The organism is Uliginosibacterium sp. H1 (assembly GCF_036017065.1).
Classification (GTDB): domain Bacteria; phylum Pseudomonadota; class Gammaproteobacteria; order Burkholderiales; family Rhodocyclaceae; genus Uliginosibacterium.
Genome location: NZ_JAYXHR010000002.1, coordinates 737,036 through 754,333 on the forward strand (window position 1 = coordinate 737,036; position 17,298 = coordinate 754,333).

The window sequence follows — 17,298 nt, forward strand, 5'->3', positions numbered from 1 at the left end:
GTTAGCTCGCATGGCGCAAAAACTAACTAGTTCGTACATTTTGATTGCTGGTGAAGATGGCGCGTTCCTGCGCTGGCTCCACCGGCGAACCAGGACCCGGGAACCACGGGCCCGGCTACAACAGGAGATGTGCCTCGTGCTCACAGGATTCGTCAATGCCTGCTACCGCCTGCTCGACTGGCTGGTGGCGGCGATGCTGGCACTCATGGTGGTGCTGGTGTTCGGCAACGTCGTGTTGCGATACGCCTTCAACTCCGGCATCAGCGTGTCGGAAGAACTCTCGCGCTGGCTGTTCGTGTGGGTGACCTTCCTCGGCGGCGCCGTCGCGCTGAAGGAGAACCGCCACCTCGGCACCGACTTCCTGGTCGCGCGCCTGCCGCGCCGGCTGAAGAAGCTGTGCCTCGCGGTCGGCTACCTGATGATGATCTTCGCCTGCTGGCTGGTCTTCCGCGGCGCCTATGACCAGGTGGTGATCAACGCCGGCACCACCAGTGCGGTGATGGAAGTGCCGGTCGCGTGGTTCTATGCCTCGGGCCTGGCCTTCGCGGTGCTCACCACGCTGATCCTGCTGCGCAACTTCTTCATGCTGCTCACCGGCCGCGTCGACGACGCCGACCTGGTGATGGTGCAGGAGAGCGAAGACCTGCCGCATGGCATCCCCGCCACCCACGACGCGAGGCAGGCATGACGATCGCCGTCTTCATCGGTGCGCTGCTCGCCACCATGGCCCTGGGTATCCCGGTGGCCTTCGCCCTGATGCTCACCGCGGTGGCGCTGATGTGGCACCTCGGCCTGTTCGAGGCGCAGATCCTCGCGCAGAACCTCATCAACGGCGCCGACTCCTTCCCGCTGCTAGCGGTGCCCTTCTTCATGCTGGCCGGCGAGGTCATGAACGCCGGCGGCCTGTCGCGCCGCATCGTCGCGCTGGCGCTGGCGGTGGTGGGCCACGTGAAGGGTGGCCTCGGCTACGTCACCATCGTGGCGGCCTGCATCATGGCGGCGCTGTCGGGCTCGGCGGTGGCCGATGCCGCCGCGCTGGGCGCGCTGCTGCTGCCGATGATGGTGGCGGCCGGCCATGACAAAGCGCGTTCTGCCGGCCTCATCGCGTCGGCCAGCATCATCGCGCCGGTCATCCCGCCCAGCATCGCCTTCGTGATCTTCGGTGTGGCCGGCAACGTGTCCATCACCAAGCTGTTCCTCGCCGGCATCTTCCCGGGCCTGTTGCTGGGCGCTGCACTGTGGGTCACCTGGTGGTTCCTGTCGCGCCGCGAGAACGTGGCGCCGCCGCCGCGTCGCTCGCGTGCCGAGGTGAAGCAGGCGCTGCGCGACTCGCTGTGGGCCATGGTGCTGCCGGTGATCGTCATCGTCGGCCTGAAGTTCGGCGTGTTCACGCCCACCGAGGCCGCGGTCGTGGCGGCGGTGTATGCCATCGCGATTTCCGTCTTCGTGTACCGCGAACTGACGCTGCGCACCCTGGTCCCGCTGTTCGTGTCGGCGGCCAAGACCAGCGCGGTCATCATGCTGCTGGTGGCGGCCTCGATGGTCACCGCCTGGCTGATCACCGTCGCCCAGTTGCCGGGCCAGGTCATCGAACTGCTGCAGCCTCTGCTGGACAACCCGAAGATCCTGCTGGTCGCGATCATGATCCTCGTGATGATCGTCGGCACCGCGCTGGACCTGTCGCCCACCATCCTGCTGCTGACGCCCATCCTCATGCCGCTGGTGAAGGCGGCCGGCATCGACCCGGTGTATTTCGGCGTGCTGTTCATCATCAACAACGCCATCGGCCTCATCACCCCGCCGGTGGGCACGGTGCTCAACACCGTGGCCGGTGTCGGCAAGGTGAGCCTCGACCAGGTGACGCGCGGCGTGCTGCCCTTCATGTGCGCGCAGTTCGGCGTGATGTTCCTGCTGATCCTGTTCCCGGATCTGGTCATGGTGCCCGCCCGCTGGATGTACGGCGGCTGACGGCAAAGGAATTGTTCTGCGTCACCCGCCGCGCTGGCCACGCCGCGGCGGATGGCTTCCCGGTTTGCGTAGGCCTGCAACAACCTTGCACCCACACAAGGAGACATGACATGAAAAGACTGTTCCTCAAATCCATCGTGGCGGCACTGGCCGTGGCAGCCTTCGGCGTACATGCGCAGGAGATCCGCGAACACGCGTTCAAGGTCAGCCAGGCCAACCCCAAGGGCCATCCGCTGGTGACCGGTGGCGAGAAGTTCGCCGAACTGGTCGCCGCCAAGTCGGGCGGCAAGATGAAGCTCAACCTCTTTCCCGGTGGCACACTGGGCAGTGACGCCGCCAGCGTCAGCGCGCTGCAGGGCGGCACCATCGAGATCGTGGTGCTCAACTCCGGCATCCTCGCCTCGCAGGTGAAGGACTTCGCGATCTACGACTTCCCCTTCCTGTTCGCCAACGGCAAGGAAGCCGACGCGATCGTCGACGGCCCCTTCGGTCAGAAGATGCACGCTAAGCTGCAGGAGAAGGGCATCGTCGGCCTGGCCTACTGGGAGCTGGGCTTCCGCCAGATGACCAACAGCCGTCGCGCGCTGACGAAGGTGGAGGACATCTCCGGCCTCAAGCTGCGCGTCATCCCGAACGCCATCAACGTGGACTGGGTGAAGGCGCTGGACGCCAACCCGACGCCGCTGGCCTTCACCGAGCTGTACGCCGCGCTGGAACAGAAGGCGGTGGACGGCCAGGAGAACCCGCTGTCGGTGATCCTCGCCAACAAGTTCTCCGAAGTGCAGAAGTTCCTCACGCTGACCAACCACCAGTACAACCCGCAGTCGGTGATCTTCAGCAAGAAGGTGTGGGACGGCCTCAACGCCGCCGAGCGCAAGGTGCTGCAGGACGCCGCCAACGAAGCCGCGAAGTACCAGCGCCAGGTCGCGCGTGATTCCGACGCCGGCACGCTGGACCAGCTGAAGAAGGCCGGCATGCAGGTCAGCGAGTTCTCGCCGGCCGAGACCACCAAGCTGCGCGAGCGCATGAAGCCGGTGATCGCCAAGCACGGCGAGGCCATCCCGGAAGCGACGAAGGAGATGCTGGCCGAGCTCGACAAGCTGCGTAAGTAGGAAGAGCGGGAGAAATGGTTCTGGCGTTGTTGCGCCGCCTTGCCGTACCGGCGCGTACTGTCTGCGGCGGCGCGCCTCGCCAGAACCGTTCCGCTTCGCTCCACTCCATTTCTCCCGCTCTTCCCGTGCCTGCGGCGAAGCGTCGTGGGAAGGCGAGCGTCCGGTCGCATCCGGGCGCGCCGCAAGCAGAACCCGCAGGAACCGCCACATGATCCAGGGAAGCACTTCGCTCATTGCCCACATCGGCTACCCGACGCACACCTTCAAGTCGCCGCTGATCTACAACCCCTACTTCGAGCAGGCGGGGGTGGATGCGGTGGTGGTGCCGATGGGCTGCCAGGCACCGGACTACCCGGCCCTGCTGCCGGCGCTGTTCCGCCTCACCAACATCTGCGGTGCGCTGATCACCATGCCGCACAAGGTGCGCACGCTGGAGCTGATCGACGAGCTGTCGCCCACCGCGCAGATCGCCGGCGCCTGCAATGCCGTGCGGCGTGCGGAGGACGGCCGCCTGCTGGGTGACATGTTCGACGGCGAGGGCTTCGTGCGTGGCGTGCAGCGCAAGGGCCTGCAACTGGCCGGCAGGCGCGCGCTGGTGGTCGGCTGCGGCGGCGTGGGCTCGGCCATCGCCGCGTCGCTGGTCGCCGCGGGCGTCACCGGCATCGCCCTGTACGACGCTTCCATCGACACCGCCAACGCCCTGGCCGCACGCCTGCACCAGCACTACCCGGCGGTCACCATCGTCACCGGCAGCAAGGACCCGGCGGGCTTCGACCTGGTGGTCAACGCCACGCCGCTGGGCATGCAGGAAGGCGACCCACTGCCCATCGACGTCACGCGGCTGGACGCCGGCAGCTTCGTCGGCGAGGTGGTGCTGAAGACGGAACACACGCCGTTGCTGCAGGCCGCACTCGCACGCGGCTGCAAGGTGCAGGTGGGGGCCGACATGCTGTTCGAACAGATTCCCGCCTACCTCGAATACTTCGGTCTGCCGGTCACCACGCCGGAGACCCTGCGCGCGGTGGCGCGCATGACTTACTGACGCCGCCCAACCCGGAAAGCAGGAGCCCGCGATGAATGCCCACCACCCGCTGCACGAGAGCATCCCCGAGGCCAGCAACCCGCTGGGCATCGCCGGAATCGAATTCATCGAGTACGTGACCAACCAGCCGCTGGCCCTGGGCCAGGCGCTGGAGGCGATGGGCTTCCGCGCGGTGGCGCGGCACCGCTCGCGCGAGATCACGCTGTACCGCCAGGGCGGCATGAACCTGGTGCTCAACGCCCACCCGGACGACGCGCGTGTCGGTGCCACCGAAGGCGGCGGGCCGGTCATCTCCGCGGTGGGCTTGCGGGTGCGCGATGCGCGCCTCGCGCACCAGCGCTGCCTGGACCTCGGCGCCTGGGAGGTCGCCAGCCACGCCCGCGCCATGGAGCTGCACATCCCGGCCATCCACGGCCCCGGTGGCAGCCGCTTCTACTTCGTGGACCGCTGGCAGGAGTTCTCCATCTACGACATCGACTTTACCACCATCCACGACGTCGACCCGCGGCCACCCGCGCTGGCCGGCATGCATTACTTCGGCATCGTGCAGTACATCGGCGCCGGCCGCAGCGTGGACTGGATCACCTACTACGAACGCCTGTTCGGCTTCGAGCTGATTCCCGACGACCAGCGCTTCGGCATCATGCCCAAGGGCACGCTGATGCGCAGCCCGGGTGCCGCAGGCGGCAGCGGTTTCCTGTGGCAGCTCGTGGAGCCGGTGCCTTCTCTGGAAGACGAGAGCCTGCTCAACGAGTCCCTGCAGCGCATCGGCATCGGCGTGCCGGACGTACCCGCCGCGGTCGCCGCGCTGACCGCCCGCGGGGTCAGCTTCGTGGACTCCGCCGAGCTGCACCCGGAAGACCGCGGTGCGCTGACGCGGACGGTGCTGGGCAACGTGGCCTTCGAGCTGGTTCACCAGACGAGTTGACGGTGATGCCGACCATGGCGATCGCGATGTGCAGCACAGGATGTCGGGCTTCCATGCGTACAGCCCGGGCTACGCCTGCGGCGGCACGCGCCCGCGACAACCTCCCGCTTCGTCATTCCTGCGAAGGCAGGAATCCAGCGTCGTTGGGGGTAAGAAGGAAGAGCGTGAACGACGCTGGGTCCCTGCCTTCGCAGGGACGACGGGATGGGAGGCCTTGCGGTTGCAGACGATGTGGAGACTCACCATGAACGCACTCGACGGCTTCGGCCTGGACACCATCACTTTCGCCGGCCCGCTGGAGGCCAAGCTCGCCGCCATCGCGCAGGCCGGCTTCTCGCAGGTGATGCTGAATGCACGCGACATCGTCGGCCACCCCGGCGGCGTGCCGGCGGCCGTCGCGGCGGTGCGCGCCAGCGGCCTGCGGCCCACCGGCTTCCAGGTGCTGCGTGATTTCGAGGGACTCTCCGGCCACCTGCACGACTACAAGGTGGACATCGCCAAGGGCATGCTGGAAATGTGCGCGGCGCTCGGCAGCCGCGTGCTGCTGGCCTGCTCCTCGGTGTCGCGCCACGCCACGCAGGACTACGACGGACTCGCGCGCGACCTGCGCAAGCTGGCCATGCTGGCGCTGCCGCTGGGCATCCGCGTGGCCTACGAAGGCTTGTCCTGGGGCCGCACCATCAACGAGTACACCACCGCCTGGGACGTGGTGTGCCGTGCCGACATGCCCAACCTCGGCATCGGCATCGACTCGTACCACATCATCGCCGCCAAGACGCCGCTGGACGCCATCGAGGAGCTGGACCCGGAGCGCATCTTCCTCGTGCAGCTGTCCGACTTCATGTGGCAGGAGACGCAGAGCTTCGAGGACCGCATGACCACCGCGCGCACCTTCCGCGTCTTTCCCGGCGAGGGGGTGCACAGCGACGCGCTGGCCGACCTGGTGATCCGCCTGGAGAAGACCGGCTTCCGCGGCGACTACAGCTTCGAGGTCTTCAACGACGACTACCAGCAGTTGCCGCTGGACGTCGTCGCGGCCCGCGGCCGCCGCAGCGCCCTGTGGCTGCGCGACGACGTGCTGCACCACGCGGCGCCGCTGCCGGCCTGGGCCACGCAAGCGCGCGCGGCCTGATGCCTGTCCGCGTGGCGCCTGCGCCACCTCCGTGCTGGTGAGTTTGTCGGCTCCCGGCGAGTTTGCCGAATCCTGCGGCGGCGCAACTTGTGGTCGTGCCCACGGCTGACCATGCTTGTGCAGAGGCACGGGCGTCCATCCCGGACGCACCGGGCGCATACGCAGATGCCGGGCTGACACCGGCACGCCACTCTCGGAGGAAACACCATGTACGTCAGGATGCTCACGGGGGCAGGTCTGCTCCTGCTGTCGCTCGCCAGCCAAGCGGCGACCGACTACCCCAGCGGCTACACCAAGTGCGCGCAGAACAAGGGCGCCACCTGCTCCTTCACCGGCACCCGCACGGTGGCCCTCGGCAAGTCCGGCAGCTTCGTCTACGGCAGCTTCACCAACGGCGTCGTCTGCAGGGGCAGCAACTTCCCGGCCAACAACTTCACGTCGTCGGCCTGGTGCTCCTACGCGGGGTTCGACGGAGGCGGCTCGTCTTCGTCGTCCTCGTCCTCCTCATCCTCCTCATCGTCGAGTTCCAGCAGTTCGTCGTCGAGCAGTTCGTCGAGCAGTTCCAGTTCGTCCAGCTCCTCCAGCAGTTCGAGCAGCTCCTCGTCCTCTTCGTCCACCTCGTCCGGCGGTCCGGCGAAACTGGGTTACACCTGCGCCAAGGCAGCGGCGATCGACCTGGGCAAGTACTACCTCAACAACAACCTGTGGGGTGACGACGGCACCGGCTCGCAATGCATGTGGTACACGAGCCATTCCGGCAACGACCTGGCCTGGGGCACCAACTGGAACTGGGCAGGCGCCAGCAATGCGGTGAAGTCCTACACCAGCGTGGTGCTGGGCTGGCACTGGGGCTGGCGTCGTAGCGGCACGGAGCTGCCGGTGCGCGTGTCCGACAACCGCAGCATCCCGACGACCTACAACTACACGGTGGGATCGAACGGCACCAAGAACGTCGCCTACGACCTGTGGCTGCACAACATCAACAACCCCACCTGGGAACACCAGCCCACGGACGAAGTGATGATCTGGCTGTACCGCTCCGGCGGCGCCGGCCCGGCCGGCACCAGGCAGGCCACCGTCACCATCGCCGGTACCAGCTGGGACCTGTACCGCGGCGTGGTGGGCACCTGGAACGTGTACTCCTATGTGCGCGTGTCCAACTCCAACGCCGGCACGCTGAACCTGCGCGACTTCCTCAACGACCTGACCGGTCGTGGCTGGATGAGCAGCAGCAAGTACCTCAACAGCATCCAGTTCGGCACCGAGCCCTTCGTGGGCCAGGCGCAGCTGGACGTGCACCAGTACAACGTCGACGTGCAGTGAGGCGCCGACGAGGGGGTTGTAGCTTGCCGGGCTAGCGCTCCGGTGACGAAAAAAGGGCCGGTCGATCCGGCCCTTTCTCATTGCGGCACCGACGCTGGTTTCAGCGCGGGCAGCTGGCCGCGCCGGTCTTCAGCGCGTCGGCCATGCACATCACCGCGCGCATCTGCGGCGCCTGCTTCCAGGCGTAGCTGTTGAGCGGCTGGTTGCCGCTGTAGCCCCACCAGTCCCAGCAGCCGCGCGGGTTGGCGGAGGTGGCGCCGTCGGTGGCGACGGCGCGCGGGTAGAGGATCACCAGCCCCAGCGTCTCGGCCCACTCGTTGTAGCCGGCGCGCTCGGTGAACAGCCTGTAGTTGCCGTCCGCGCCCTGGCGGCAACCGTGCAGGGCGACGTGTAGCTTGCAGGCGGTGCCGCTGCCCTCGCGACAGCGCGCCGGCACATAGGCGCGAGCCGTGTCCGCCATGCTCAGCACACCACCGGGCGCGGCCGGCAGGTAGCGCTTCTGCTCGAACTCCACGAAGCTGCCGGCCACCGGCTTGCCGGGCTTCAGCGCGGCGGTGTCCTGGCCGCGTCGCAACAGGGACTTGAGCATCGCGCCCACACCGTCGAAACGGCAGGAGGCGAGGAAGACCTTCTCGTCGCCCGGTGCATCCACCGTGCATACGTCCAGCCCGTCGGATGCGATGGGAATCGCGTGCGGCACGTTGCGGCGGCGGCTGTCGGCCTCTTCGCTCACGGTGTTGCCGAAGCCGGCGTAGAAGCCGCGGATCGCGGCGTAGGCATTGTTGCCCACCGTGGAGTCCGCCAGCCCGCGGTAGGACCACACCTTCTGCGTGGCCAGCTTCGCTACCGGGTCCACCTTGCCCTCGCCGGCCCAGCGCCGCGCCTTGTCGGCCATGCGCTCCGCCGACAGCGGCAGCCCGCCCCACTCGCTGACGGAGCCGTACATGAAGCCGAAGAACGGCCCCAGCCCGGTCAGCATGCACTGGTTGAGCGCCCACCACACCGAGCCGTCGGCGCAGGCGTAGGGCGGTGCGGCGAACAGGCCCACGCCGTCCACCCGGCCCGAGTACGCCACCGCAAGCTGCATCGCCATCGCGCCACCGGAGGACAGGCCGGACACGGTGATCTGCGCGGTGTCCAGGTGCGGCAACGCGGGCAGTGATTGTGCATGCAGGCTGGATGCTGAGCAGAGCGACAGCCAGGCGAGGGTGCGGACGAAGATTGCCTTGTGCCGCCGTTCGCGCGATCCGGACGTGTCGCGTATTGCAGGCTGCGGCGCACCGCCGGCGACGGAGGCGGGCACGGCGTGGATACGTGCGACGGGAAGCAGTGGGAGTGTCGTAGACATGGCGGTCTCGGGCAAACGGTAACGGGGCGTGGGCAGAGCATAGGCAATGCGCTGCGCATGGGTGCACTTTGCCCATGCGGACACGCCGCCGTTTGACGATCTGCCCCCTGTCAGCGCATCCCTACGCGCAATCGCGCCATCTTCCCCTTCTGGCAAACCCGCGTCAGGCCTAACTTTGCATCAACACCGGTGAGAGCTTGCACCGGCCTTCACAACGATAACAACACCCAAACAAGGATATGCCATGACCAACGCCGTTCATGACCGTACCAGTCCCGCCTATGTCGCACCGCCGATTGGCGCCGCCAACGATCTGGCGGTGTCCGGTACGTCGTGGGGAGCCATCATGGCAGGTGCGGCGGGCGCCGCTGCCCTGTCGTTGATCCTCCTGACGCTAGGCTTCGGCCTCGGGTTGTCGGCCGTTTCTCCTTGGGAGAACGAAGGTATTTCCGCCAAGGCAATCGGCGTATCAACGGTGGTATGGCTGGCTTTCACGCAGATTGCCGCCTCCGGCATCGGTGGCTACCTGGCCGGCCGTCTCCGCGTGCGCTGGTCCAGCGTACAGGCTGACGAGGTTTACTTTCGTGACACGGCGCATGGCTTCCTCGCGTGGTCCGTGGCCACATTGGTCACCGCCACATTCCTGACCGGCACCATTACCGCTGTGCTAGGTACGACAGCACCGGCCGCGGCCGCGGGCGCTGCCGTGACGGCGGAGCAGCTGGGCGAATCCCTTGACTACAACGTGGACGCCGCACTTCGCCGCGACCTGCGTACCCAGCCGCTGGATCCGGCAGTACGTGCAGAAGTCTTGCGCATCTATGCCAACGGCGTGCAAGGCAATGTGGACCTGCCCGCGGAGGATCGTCGCTATCTCGTCTCCGTCGTGACCGCTCAGACAGGCTTGCCGCCTGCCGAAGCCGAGCGTCGTGTCGACGGCAGCTACTCGCTTGCCCGCCAGACTGCGGCTGATCTGCAACGCAAGACGCAGGAAGTGGCCGACGCGACCCGTGCGGCTGCGGCCAAGACCGCCTTGTGGTCCTTCGTAGCCCTGCTGTGCGGCGCCTTCTTCGCCAGCCTCATGGCCATCTACGGCGGCCGCCAGCGCGACCTCTGACCACTGCACAGGCTGGCTCGCGCCGGCCCGTAGCAAACACGAAACATCAAGAAAGGAGACCCATCATGCGTTCGATTCTGCTCTACCTGATTGGTGTACCCATCCCGATCATCATCCTCATCGCGCTATTCACCTGAGCGTGAGGCCGGACCCGCGAGACAGGCCATTAGCGCCTGCCCGCAACAAGGGGCTGTTAAGCCCCGACCATAACCGCTTCATGCGGACCCAACCGTAGCAATCGCAACAGGAGAAATCATCATGAAGAAGCTCATCACCGCAACGATGACCGCCGCCTTTCTCACCGTCAGCATGGCCCCTGCAATGGCTGCCGATGACGGCAAGCCGAACCGCTCCGCCGGCCAGGTGGTGGATGACGCAACGGTCAACACCAAGGTCAAGGCCGCGCTGGCCGACAACGAGCTGACCAAGGCTCGCAACATCAACGTCGACACCCGTAACGGCGTCGTCACGCTGAACGGCAAGGTCGACAGCCGCGCCGAAGTCGAGCAGGCCACCGCCGTCGCCCGCTCGATCGAAGGCGTGTCCAGCGTGAACAACAAGCTGACCACCAAGTAAGCCTGCGTCAGCCACCCGGCACCGCGGCCGCCACACCGGTGGCCGCCTGCCCGCCCGGGGCCCCGGCCAGCAACCGGCGCCCCGGACATTCATCGCACAGACTGCAAAGGAGAATGACATGGCCATCTCTCAAGACTCCCCCAGCTATGGCAACAACCGTGGCGCCGCCATCATCGGCGGCCAGGGCGATACCAGCGGCCCCGGCCCGGAAATCATGGCAGCCGACACCCTTGCCGGTGACGAGGTGTACAACGCGGCCGGCGAGAAGCTCGGCAGCATCGAACACATCATGCTCGACGTGGCACAAGGCCGCATCGCCTACGCCGTGCTGTCGCACGGCGGTGTCCTCGGCATGGGCGAGAAGCTCCACGCCATCCCCTGGAGCGCCCTGACGCTCGACGCCGACCGCAAGTGCTTCGTGCTCGACATCGACAAGGAACGCCTGAAGGCCAGCGAAGGTTTCGACAAGGACCACTGGCCGTCCTTCGGCGACTCGCGCTGGGCTGCGGACATCTACGCCGCCTACGGCCGCGAGCCGTACTGGTGGGACCCGCGCGCGCACTGAGCGCCGCACACAGCGCCACGATCCGCCGGTGCCCGGAACCGGCAGATCAAGGAGCAGCGCGGGGCGATTCCTCCCTCACCCCAACCCGCTCCGGCCGGCCCGATGCATCGCAAGGTGCATCGGGCTGTTGTCGTCTGGAGGGTTTGAGCGTGCCCCCCCATTCGCTTCCTGCGCGTTGACCGTCGTGGACGGCTCCGTCTTGCGGCAGCACCCGAAGCTTGTCATTCGGTCCGTTTGACGCACCTCCATCCTGCGCGGTCTGACGCACCGTCATTCCCGCGGAAGCGGGAATCCAGCGACTTTGATTTGTGTTGTGGCGTTGTCTGCCGGCTCACGCCGTGAAGTGGCGGTTCATCGTGAGGCCGAGCCGGGACTCGCCCCGGCGGGCGAGGTACTTTCTTTGTGCGGACAAAGAAAGTACCCAAAGAAAGCCGCCCCGCTTCCGCCGCCGCCTTCGGCGGTTCCCTGCGCTGCGCGCCATGCCGAGCGGCTGCGGAACTCGCGCTTCGCGCTCAGACAGTCCTCGCCGTCGCGCTACGCGCGATTTCTCGTCCCGGCTGTGCTGCTCGGCGGCTACAGAGGGGAAGGGAGCCGTGCCACATTGCCGCGATTGTCTCTTCGGATGGCTCCACGTGAAGCATGCAGACGGTATGCTGCGGTCTTGTATGAGAGGTGAGGTTTTTGCCGATTCTGTTAGTGGGTATTGAGCCGCTACCCGTCAGACGAGAACCGTTGTGGACCAAGCGTTTAATGGTGCAGGAAGGCGCGATGTTAGGGAGCACGCGCCGATGTTAGGAAGCAAGGCTGCTCCCTAAAACAAGTTAGACATCACATGAACCCGACGCTGTATGCGTTGTGCCAAAAGCCTGTCATCGGGGCCGCCCTTTGGTTGTCTGCGCTTTGCGCATTCCCCCCGTTACTGAAGGAGACGCCCATCGCAGTTGCGCGGTCGGGTACGGTCCTGTCGACGGAGTTCAAAGTCCCGGTGAGCCACGGCTACTTCCTGTCCGCGCGGTTCACGTTTCCGAGCACGCAAGAGCGCATCAGTGACACCCTTGTGGGAAGTCGTTTCGACGCGCCATGTTACGGACCAAGTGCTAAGCGATTCGAGGATTTCCCTGCATCTGATCGCAGTCAGCTTGGGCAGCCCCTGAGGCTTAGGGTCACGATTAAGAGGCAACCGAGCGGGGCGGTCGCCTATTCACAGGACATCGCGTCAGTGTGTCGGGGCGGACATGATGGGGCGGCAGTGAAAACACAGGTGCTGAGCCTGATTGACCTTGCTGAGGGCACCTATTCGATTGAGGTTCAAAACTTGGAGTCTAGACCCGATCTCGACACACTACACCCGAGTCTCATCATCCATGCGGGTGGGAAGTAATGTCCTAACAAGTCGGTCACCTCCAATGTTGAGAGGCGCGTCGGATCAAGTCTGCGCGGCTCCAATCCCCTCTGCAGCCGCCGAGCAGCACAGCCATGACGAGGAATCGCGCGTAGCGCGACGGCGAGTACTGTCTGAGCGAAGCGAGTTCCGCAGCCGCTCGTCATGGCGCGCAGCGCAGGGAACCGTGCGAAGCACGGCGGCGGAAGCGGGGCGGCTTTCTTTGGGTTCTTTCTTTGTCCGCACAAAGAAAGAACCTCGCCCGCCGGGGCGAGTCCCGGCGCAGCCTCACGATGAGCCGCCACCCCACGGCGTGAGCCGGCAGACAACGCCACAACACAAATCAAAGTCGCTGGATTCCCGCTTCCGCGGGAATGACGGTGCGTCAGGCCGCGCCGGAATGGATGTGCTTCAGACTGCTCGGAGTGACGAGCTTCGGGGTGCTGCCGGAATGACGGAGCGTCCGCGACGTCCGGGCAAGACCGCCGCGACGTGTCCCGCTACTGCGCCACCTTCTCCCCCAGCGCACTGCGTATCGCCGCCTCCACCACCATGCGCGGTAGCGGTTTGCCGAAGAGGTAACCCTGGTGGCGTTCGATGCCACGGCGCATCAGGTGTTCGAGCTGCTCGTGCCGTTCGACGCATTCGGCGAGGATCTCGATGTTCATCGCGCTGGCGATGGCGATCACGCCGGCGACGATGGCCTGGCTGACGGGGTTGTCGGTGATGTCGGCGACGAAGGCGGCGTCCAGCTTGATCTGGTCGAAGGCCAGGTACTTGAGGCTTTCCAGCGATGAGTAGCCGGTGCCGAAGTCGTCCAGCGCGAAGCGCACGCCGCGCTCGCGCAGCTGGTTGATGACGCGGGCGGCGTCCGGGAAGGACTGCGCCTTGAGGTGCTCGGTGAGTTCCAGGCACAGCAGGCCGGGCGGCAGCCGGTATTTGTCCAGCATGCCGATGACGGTCTCGGTGAAAGCGGGATGCTCGAAGGACCGGGCGGTGATGTTCACGGCCAGGGTCATGTTCCTGAGCACGGGGTCGTGCTGCCATTTGCCCAGCGCGGCGCAGGCGGTGTCGAGCACCAGTTCCTCGATGTCGTGGATCAGCCCGCTGGCGACAGCGTCGGGCAGGAACTGCATGGGGCTGAGCAGGCCGCGCACCGGGTGGTGCCAGCGCAGCAGGGCCTCGGCGCCCACCGGGCGCAGGTTGCGGTCGACCTGGATCTGGTAGAGCAGCTCCAGCTGGCGGGTCTTGAGGGCGGCGCGCAGTTCGGTCTCGATGTTGTCCTGGTACTGCAGCTCGGTTTCCATGCTGGGCTGGAAGAAGCAGTAGCGGTTGCGGCCCTTGTGTTTGGCGCGGTAGAGCGCGATGTCGGCGCGCTTGGTCAGCTCGTCCACCGTCCAGCCGTCGTCCGGGAAGCAGGCCACGCCGATGCTGCCGTAGGAGTGCAGCATCAGGTCGCCGACGACGTAGGGCTGCGCGAGGATGGTGAGGATGCGCGTGGCGAGTGCTTCGACGTGCGCGCGGAAGGGCGTGCCCGCCGTCTGCGGGTCGCGCACCAGCAGCACGAACTCGTCGCCACCGAAGCGCGCGATGAGGTCGGCGGAGTCGATGCAGCTCTGCAGGCGCTGCGCCACCTGGCACAGCAGGATGTCGCCGACGTCGTGGCCGTAGAGGTCGTTGGTCTTCTTGAAGTTGTCGAGGTCGACGAACAGCAGGGCGGAGGGGTGGCGGTCCACGCTGACCAGGCGATGCAGGCGTTCGTTCACCGCGCGGCGGTTGCACAGCTTGGTCAACGGGTCGGTGGTGGAGAGCTTTTCCAGGTGGGTGTTCATCTGGTCCAGCTGCTGGTTCTGCGCGGACAGCAGCTGGTTGATGCGCGCCAGTTCTTCCTCGCGCCGCTTGCGGTCGTCGATATTGAAGGTGACGCCGATGAAGCGGTGCATGCCGGCATCCGCGGTGCCGGTCATGACGCGGCCATAGTTGGCGTACCACAGCCACTCGCCGTCCTTGGCGCGCAGGCGGAACTCGCTGCGGTAGTTGTCGGCGCGGCCGTCGCGGTAGGCGGCCAGCGCTTCGCCCACCGAGGGCAGGTCGTCCGGGTGCAGGATGTCGAGCCAGAAGGCGAGGCTGTCGCCGACTTCTTCCGGCTGGTAGCCCAGCTCGCGGAAGGTACGGGTGGCGGGGTGGGTCACCTTGCCGGCGACGAGGTCGTTCTCCCACAGGTCCAGCCCTGCGGCTTCGAGGGCGAGTTGCAGGCGTTTGTGGTCGTCGCTGGCGCTCATGTGCTTCGGGTCCTTCTGCGTCACCGTCGTGGCACCCGGCCGGGTGCCACGCGTCTTGGTCGATCAGGCCTCAGGTGGGCAGGGCGCCGGCGTAGCCGATGGCGCGCAGCAGGGTGGTGAAGGACTCCATCACCCCCGGCGTGCTGACCAGTTGCGGGGCGGCGGTGACCTGGACGAGGCTGACCTTCTTGCCGGTGCTCTGGCCGGTGGTGAAGTCGTAATACACCGCCAGGTCCGGCGTGGCGTTGGAGAAGCCGGCCTTCTCGTCCTCGGAGTAGTAGCAGATCGAGTCCGGCGCGATGATCAGCGGCGTGGCCTGCGCCGTCGAATAGGCGATCAGGTTCTCGTTCATGTTGTAGAGGAACACGGTGTTGGTGCTGTGGGCCGGGTCCGGGTCGGTGTCCAGGCGGATCACCCCGGCATCGAGCGAGGCGGAGCTGGTGGCCTGCGTCACCTGGGTGATGTAGTAGTTGGTGACGACCGCGGCGGCGCTGCGCCCGGTGAGGCTGGCGATCTTCGCCGCCACCGTGGCGGTGTCGGTCTGCGCCGACGAGCGCAGGAAGTTGCCCAACGCGCGGCTCTGCTCCAGCGTGCCGGGAATGTAGTTGCCGGTCAGCGCGTAGCCGTTGCCGGACGCCGACTGCCACATCGACACGCCGGCGAAGGAGCCGAAGGCCTTGACGGCGGCGCCGGCCAGCGACTCCACCTTGGGGGTGCTGGTGGTGGTGAGCACGCCGGACTGCATCTGGCTGGCCACGGTGGCGTTGTCCGCCACCACGCAGGGGGCGACCGGCAGTGCCGAGCCGGCGTAGGTGGTCTGCGGGAGTTCGGGCACGGCGCGGCCGGCGCCGTCGCCGTCCACCACCCAGGTGACGCCACCCAGGTTGAGGGCCGCGGCGATCACCGGGGCCAGGGAATTGATCGGGCCGGTCTCGATGGGAATCGTGCAGGTGGGCGTGAAGCCGCAGACGTTGGTCTGCACGGTGAGCGCGTTGCCGATGCAGGCCGACAGTTCTTCCAGGCTCATCTGCCCGGCCGCGTCCGGCGAACCCATCATGAAGATGACGCTGCAGGGGCTGCTGCCGTCGTAGTCGCCCACGGGGACGACGCCGCTCCAGTCGGGGTTGCCCGCCAGCTGGTTGATGATCATGAGTGCGTCCTGGTAACCGCCGCCGCCGCCACTACCCAGAATGGCTGCACCCGCCGCGGCATCGTAGATATCGTTCAACTCCCATGATCTGCCCGCCATCGTGACCCCCGGTTGGTTGGCACCACCGGAAATCCGGCAGGCCGAAGCCTTCGTAGCGGACGGGTAGGGCAAAACTTTAAGAAAACAGCAGGCCGGGCGTGACGCCTGCGCACGGCCTGCCCGGAAGGGTGGGTCAAGTCCGATGTCATGAAGCCGAAACGCGCGGCCGGGCAGGTGTATCCGCGTGGAGCGCGGGCCGGACCGGCTACCGGCAAACCGGTTTCGTCCCAACAGGATTCAGGCGTGAATCAAGGGGGACGAGGCCCGCGACAAGCCCGCCACGAACCACGAGCCCGCGAACCCACGAACCACGGGCGTGACGGGCGCGTCACGCCCACCTGGCTGCAGGCCTACATCCGCACCCGCTCGCCGAGGAAGTCCAGGAAGGCACGCACCCGTGCCGGCAGGTGGCCACCGTGGCCGACGTACACCGCGTAGAAGGCCTCCGTCTCGCCGGGGTTGCAGTCTTCCAGCACCGGTACCAGCCGGCCCGCTTCGATGTCGGCGCGCAGCTGGAAGGCCGCCAGCCGCACCAGGCCCAGGCCGGCGAGCGCGAGGTGGCGCAGGGCCTCGCCGTCGCTGACGCGAGTGTTGCCGTCGATCTCCCACAGGATCTGGCGCCGCTTGCGGCCGGTGCCCTCCATCAGCGGCCAGCCCTCGATGGCGCGGCGGTAGGTGAAGCCCAGGCAGTTGTGGGCGGCGAGATCCGCCGGCACCCGCGGCGTGCCGTGTTGTGCGAGGTAGGCGGGAGAGGCGACGATGTACTTGCGCGTGTCGCCGAGCTTGCGGGCCACGAGTGCGGAGTCCTTCATCGGGCCGGCGCGGATGGCGACATCGGTGCGCGCTTCCACCAGGTCCACGATGGCGTCGGTCTGCATGATCTCCACCCGCACGCCCGGGTACAGCGCCATGAACGCCGGCATCAGCGGCAGCAGGAAATGGACGCCGAAGGACTGGCTGGTGTTCACCCGCAGCAGGCCCTGCGGCGTGGCGCTGGCGGCGACGCCGCGCTCGGCTTCCTCCATGTCGGCCAGCACCCGCAGGCTGCGCTCATGGAACAGGCGGCCCTCGTCGCTGAGTTGCAGGCGCCGCGTGCTGCGATTGAGCAGGCGGGTGCCCAGGCGCGCTTCCAGCCGGCTCACCAGCTTGCTGACGGCGGACGGCGTCATGCGCAGCGCGTGGGCGGCGGCCGAGAAGCCGCCCAGTTCCACCACGCGCACGAAGACTTCCATCTCGTGGGCGCGGTTGATTTCTTGTCTCGCCATGTCTGGCCTT

Annotated in this window: 15 protein-coding genes; 11 read left to right on the forward strand and 4 right to left on the reverse strand. The window is 66.8% G+C overall.

The features are described 5' to 3' along the window. Positions 1-136: 136 nt before the first annotated feature. From VVD47_RS13030 to VVD47_RS13060, 7 genes are all read left to right on the forward strand, one after another. Complete coding sequence (locus VVD47_RS13030) at positions 137-688, forward strand: TRAP transporter small permease (RefSeq protein ID WP_327603904.1); 552 nt, start codon at positions 137-139, stop codon at positions 686-688. Beyond that, positions 685-1,968 carry a TRAP transporter large permease gene (locus VVD47_RS13035; protein WP_327603905.1) on the forward strand — a complete coding sequence of 428 codons (1,284 nt, stop codon included), beginning with the start codon at positions 685-687 and terminating at the stop codon, positions 1,966-1,968. The genes VVD47_RS13030 and VVD47_RS13035 overlap by 4 nt, the downstream gene beginning before the upstream one ends. Before the next feature lie 110 nt (positions 1,969-2,078). Next, positions 2,079-3,080, forward strand: coding sequence for a TRAP transporter substrate-binding protein (locus tag VVD47_RS13040; protein WP_327603906.1), 1,002 nt, complete (start codon positions 2,079-2,081; stop codon positions 3,078-3,080). Between the two features lie 208 nt (positions 3,081-3,288). Beyond that, positions 3,289-4,122 (forward strand): shikimate dehydrogenase family protein, encoded by an 834-nt coding sequence (locus VVD47_RS13045; protein ID WP_327603907.1) that lies wholly within the window; start codon positions 3,289-3,291, stop codon positions 4,120-4,122. Positions 4,123-4,153: 31 nt separating this feature from the next. Then, positions 4,154-5,050, forward strand: a complete 897-nt coding sequence (locus VVD47_RS13050) for a 4-hydroxyphenylpyruvate dioxygenase (protein ID WP_327603908.1) — start codon at positions 4,154-4,156, stop codon at positions 5,048-5,050. A gap of 244 nt (positions 5,051-5,294) precedes the next feature. Beyond that, positions 5,295-6,182 (forward strand): sugar phosphate isomerase/epimerase family protein, encoded by an 888-nt coding sequence (locus VVD47_RS13055; RefSeq protein ID WP_327603909.1) that lies wholly within the window; start codon positions 5,295-5,297, stop codon positions 6,180-6,182. A 207-nt stretch (positions 6,183-6,389) separates the two neighbouring features. Next, positions 6,390-7,505, forward strand: coding sequence for a GH12 family glycosyl hydrolase domain-containing protein (locus tag VVD47_RS13060; protein WP_327603910.1), 1,116 nt, complete (start codon positions 6,390-6,392; stop codon positions 7,503-7,505). A gap of 100 nt (positions 7,506-7,605) precedes the next feature. Here the strand turns inward: VVD47_RS13060 and VVD47_RS13065 are convergent, their stop codons facing one another. Next, complete coding sequence (locus tag VVD47_RS13065) at positions 7,606-8,853, reverse strand: PHB depolymerase family esterase (RefSeq protein ID WP_327603911.1); 1,248 nt, start codon at positions 8,851-8,853, stop codon at positions 7,606-7,608. 244 nt (positions 8,854-9,097) lie between these two features. Between VVD47_RS13065 and VVD47_RS13070 the strand changes: the two genes are divergently transcribed. The 4 genes from VVD47_RS13070 (at position 9,098) to VVD47_RS20830 (ending at position 12,492) form a co-directional block, all read left to right on the forward strand. Further along, positions 9,098-9,970: a hypothetical protein gene (locus VVD47_RS13070; protein ID WP_327603912.1), complete on the forward strand. Its 873-nt coding sequence runs from the start codon at positions 9,098-9,100 to the stop codon at positions 9,968-9,970. A gap of 258 nt (positions 9,971-10,228) precedes the next feature. Continuing rightward, positions 10,229-10,546: a BON domain-containing protein gene (locus tag VVD47_RS13075; RefSeq protein WP_327603913.1), complete on the forward strand. Its 318-nt coding sequence runs from the start codon at positions 10,229-10,231 to the stop codon at positions 10,544-10,546. Positions 10,547-10,664: 118 nt separating this feature from the next. Continuing rightward, entirely contained in the window at positions 10,665-11,111 is a 447-nt protein-coding gene (locus VVD47_RS13080; RefSeq protein ID WP_327603914.1) for a PRC-barrel domain-containing protein, read from the forward strand. 832 nt (positions 11,112-11,943) lie between these two features. Beyond that, complete coding sequence (locus VVD47_RS20830; protein ID WP_443080983.1) at positions 11,944-12,492, forward strand: DUF5625 family protein; 549 nt, start codon at positions 11,944-11,946, stop codon at positions 12,490-12,492. Between the two features lie 500 nt (positions 12,493-12,992). Here the strand turns inward: VVD47_RS20830 and VVD47_RS13085 are convergent, their stop codons facing one another. The 3 genes from VVD47_RS13085 to VVD47_RS13095 form a co-directional block, all read right to left on the reverse strand. Continuing rightward, positions 12,993-14,774 (reverse strand): putative bifunctional diguanylate cyclase/phosphodiesterase, encoded by a 1,782-nt coding sequence (locus tag VVD47_RS13085; protein WP_327603915.1) that lies wholly within the window; start codon positions 14,772-14,774, stop codon positions 12,993-12,995. Positions 14,775-14,844: 70 nt separating this feature from the next. Further along, positions 14,845-16,002: an S-methyl thiohydantoin desulfurase domain-containing protein gene (locus VVD47_RS13090; RefSeq protein ID WP_327603916.1), complete on the reverse strand. Its 1,158-nt coding sequence runs from the start codon at positions 16,000-16,002 to the stop codon at positions 14,845-14,847. 371 nt (positions 16,003-16,373) lie between these two features. Beyond that, positions 16,374-17,288 carry a LysR family transcriptional regulator gene (locus VVD47_RS13095; protein ID WP_327603917.1) on the reverse strand — a complete coding sequence of 305 codons (915 nt, stop codon included), beginning with the start codon at positions 17,286-17,288 and terminating at the stop codon, positions 16,374-16,376. Between the last annotated feature and the right edge of the window lie 10 nt (positions 17,289-17,298).

Excerpts from the sequence above, each read along its gene's own strand:
- VVD47_RS13035 (WP_327603905.1), top strand. The coding sequence starts at position 685 with ATGACGATCGCCGTCTTCATCGGTGCGCTGCTCGCCACCATGGCCCTG.
- VVD47_RS13045 (WP_327603907.1), top strand. The coding sequence starts at position 3,289 with ATGATCCAGGGAAGCACTTCGCTCATTGCCCACATCGGCTACCCGACG.
- VVD47_RS13050 (WP_327603908.1), top strand. The coding sequence starts at position 4,154 with ATGAATGCCCACCACCCGCTGCACGAGAGCATCCCCGAGGCCAGCAAC.
- VVD47_RS13060 (WP_327603910.1), top strand. The coding sequence starts at position 6,390 with ATGTACGTCAGGATGCTCACGGGGGCAGGTCTGCTCCTGCTGTCGCTC.
- VVD47_RS13075 (WP_327603913.1), top strand. The coding sequence starts at position 10,229 with ATGAAGAAGCTCATCACCGCAACGATGACCGCCGCCTTTCTCACCGTC.
- VVD47_RS13055 (WP_327603909.1), top strand. The coding sequence starts at position 5,295 with ATGAACGCACTCGACGGCTTCGGCCTGGACACCATCACTTTCGCCGGC.
- VVD47_RS13085 (WP_327603915.1), bottom strand. The coding sequence starts at position 14,774 with ATGAGCGCCAGCGACGACCACAAACGCCTGCAACTCGCCCTCGAAGCC.
- VVD47_RS13080 (WP_327603914.1), top strand. The coding sequence starts at position 10,665 with ATGGCCATCTCTCAAGACTCCCCCAGCTATGGCAACAACCGTGGCGCC.
- VVD47_RS20830 (WP_443080983.1), top strand. The coding sequence starts at position 11,944 with ATGAACCCGACGCTGTATGCGTTGTGCCAAAAGCCTGTCATCGGGGCC.
- VVD47_RS13095 (WP_327603917.1), bottom strand. The coding sequence starts at position 17,288 with ATGGCGAGACAAGAAATCAACCGCGCCCACGAGATGGAAGTCTTCGTG.
- VVD47_RS13040 (WP_327603906.1), top strand. The coding sequence starts at position 2,079 with ATGAAAAGACTGTTCCTCAAATCCATCGTGGCGGCACTGGCCGTGGCA.
- VVD47_RS13070 (WP_327603912.1), top strand. The coding sequence starts at position 9,098 with ATGACCAACGCCGTTCATGACCGTACCAGTCCCGCCTATGTCGCACCG.
- VVD47_RS13065 (WP_327603911.1), bottom strand. The coding sequence starts at position 8,853 with ATGTCTACGACACTCCCACTGCTTCCCGTCGCACGTATCCACGCCGTG.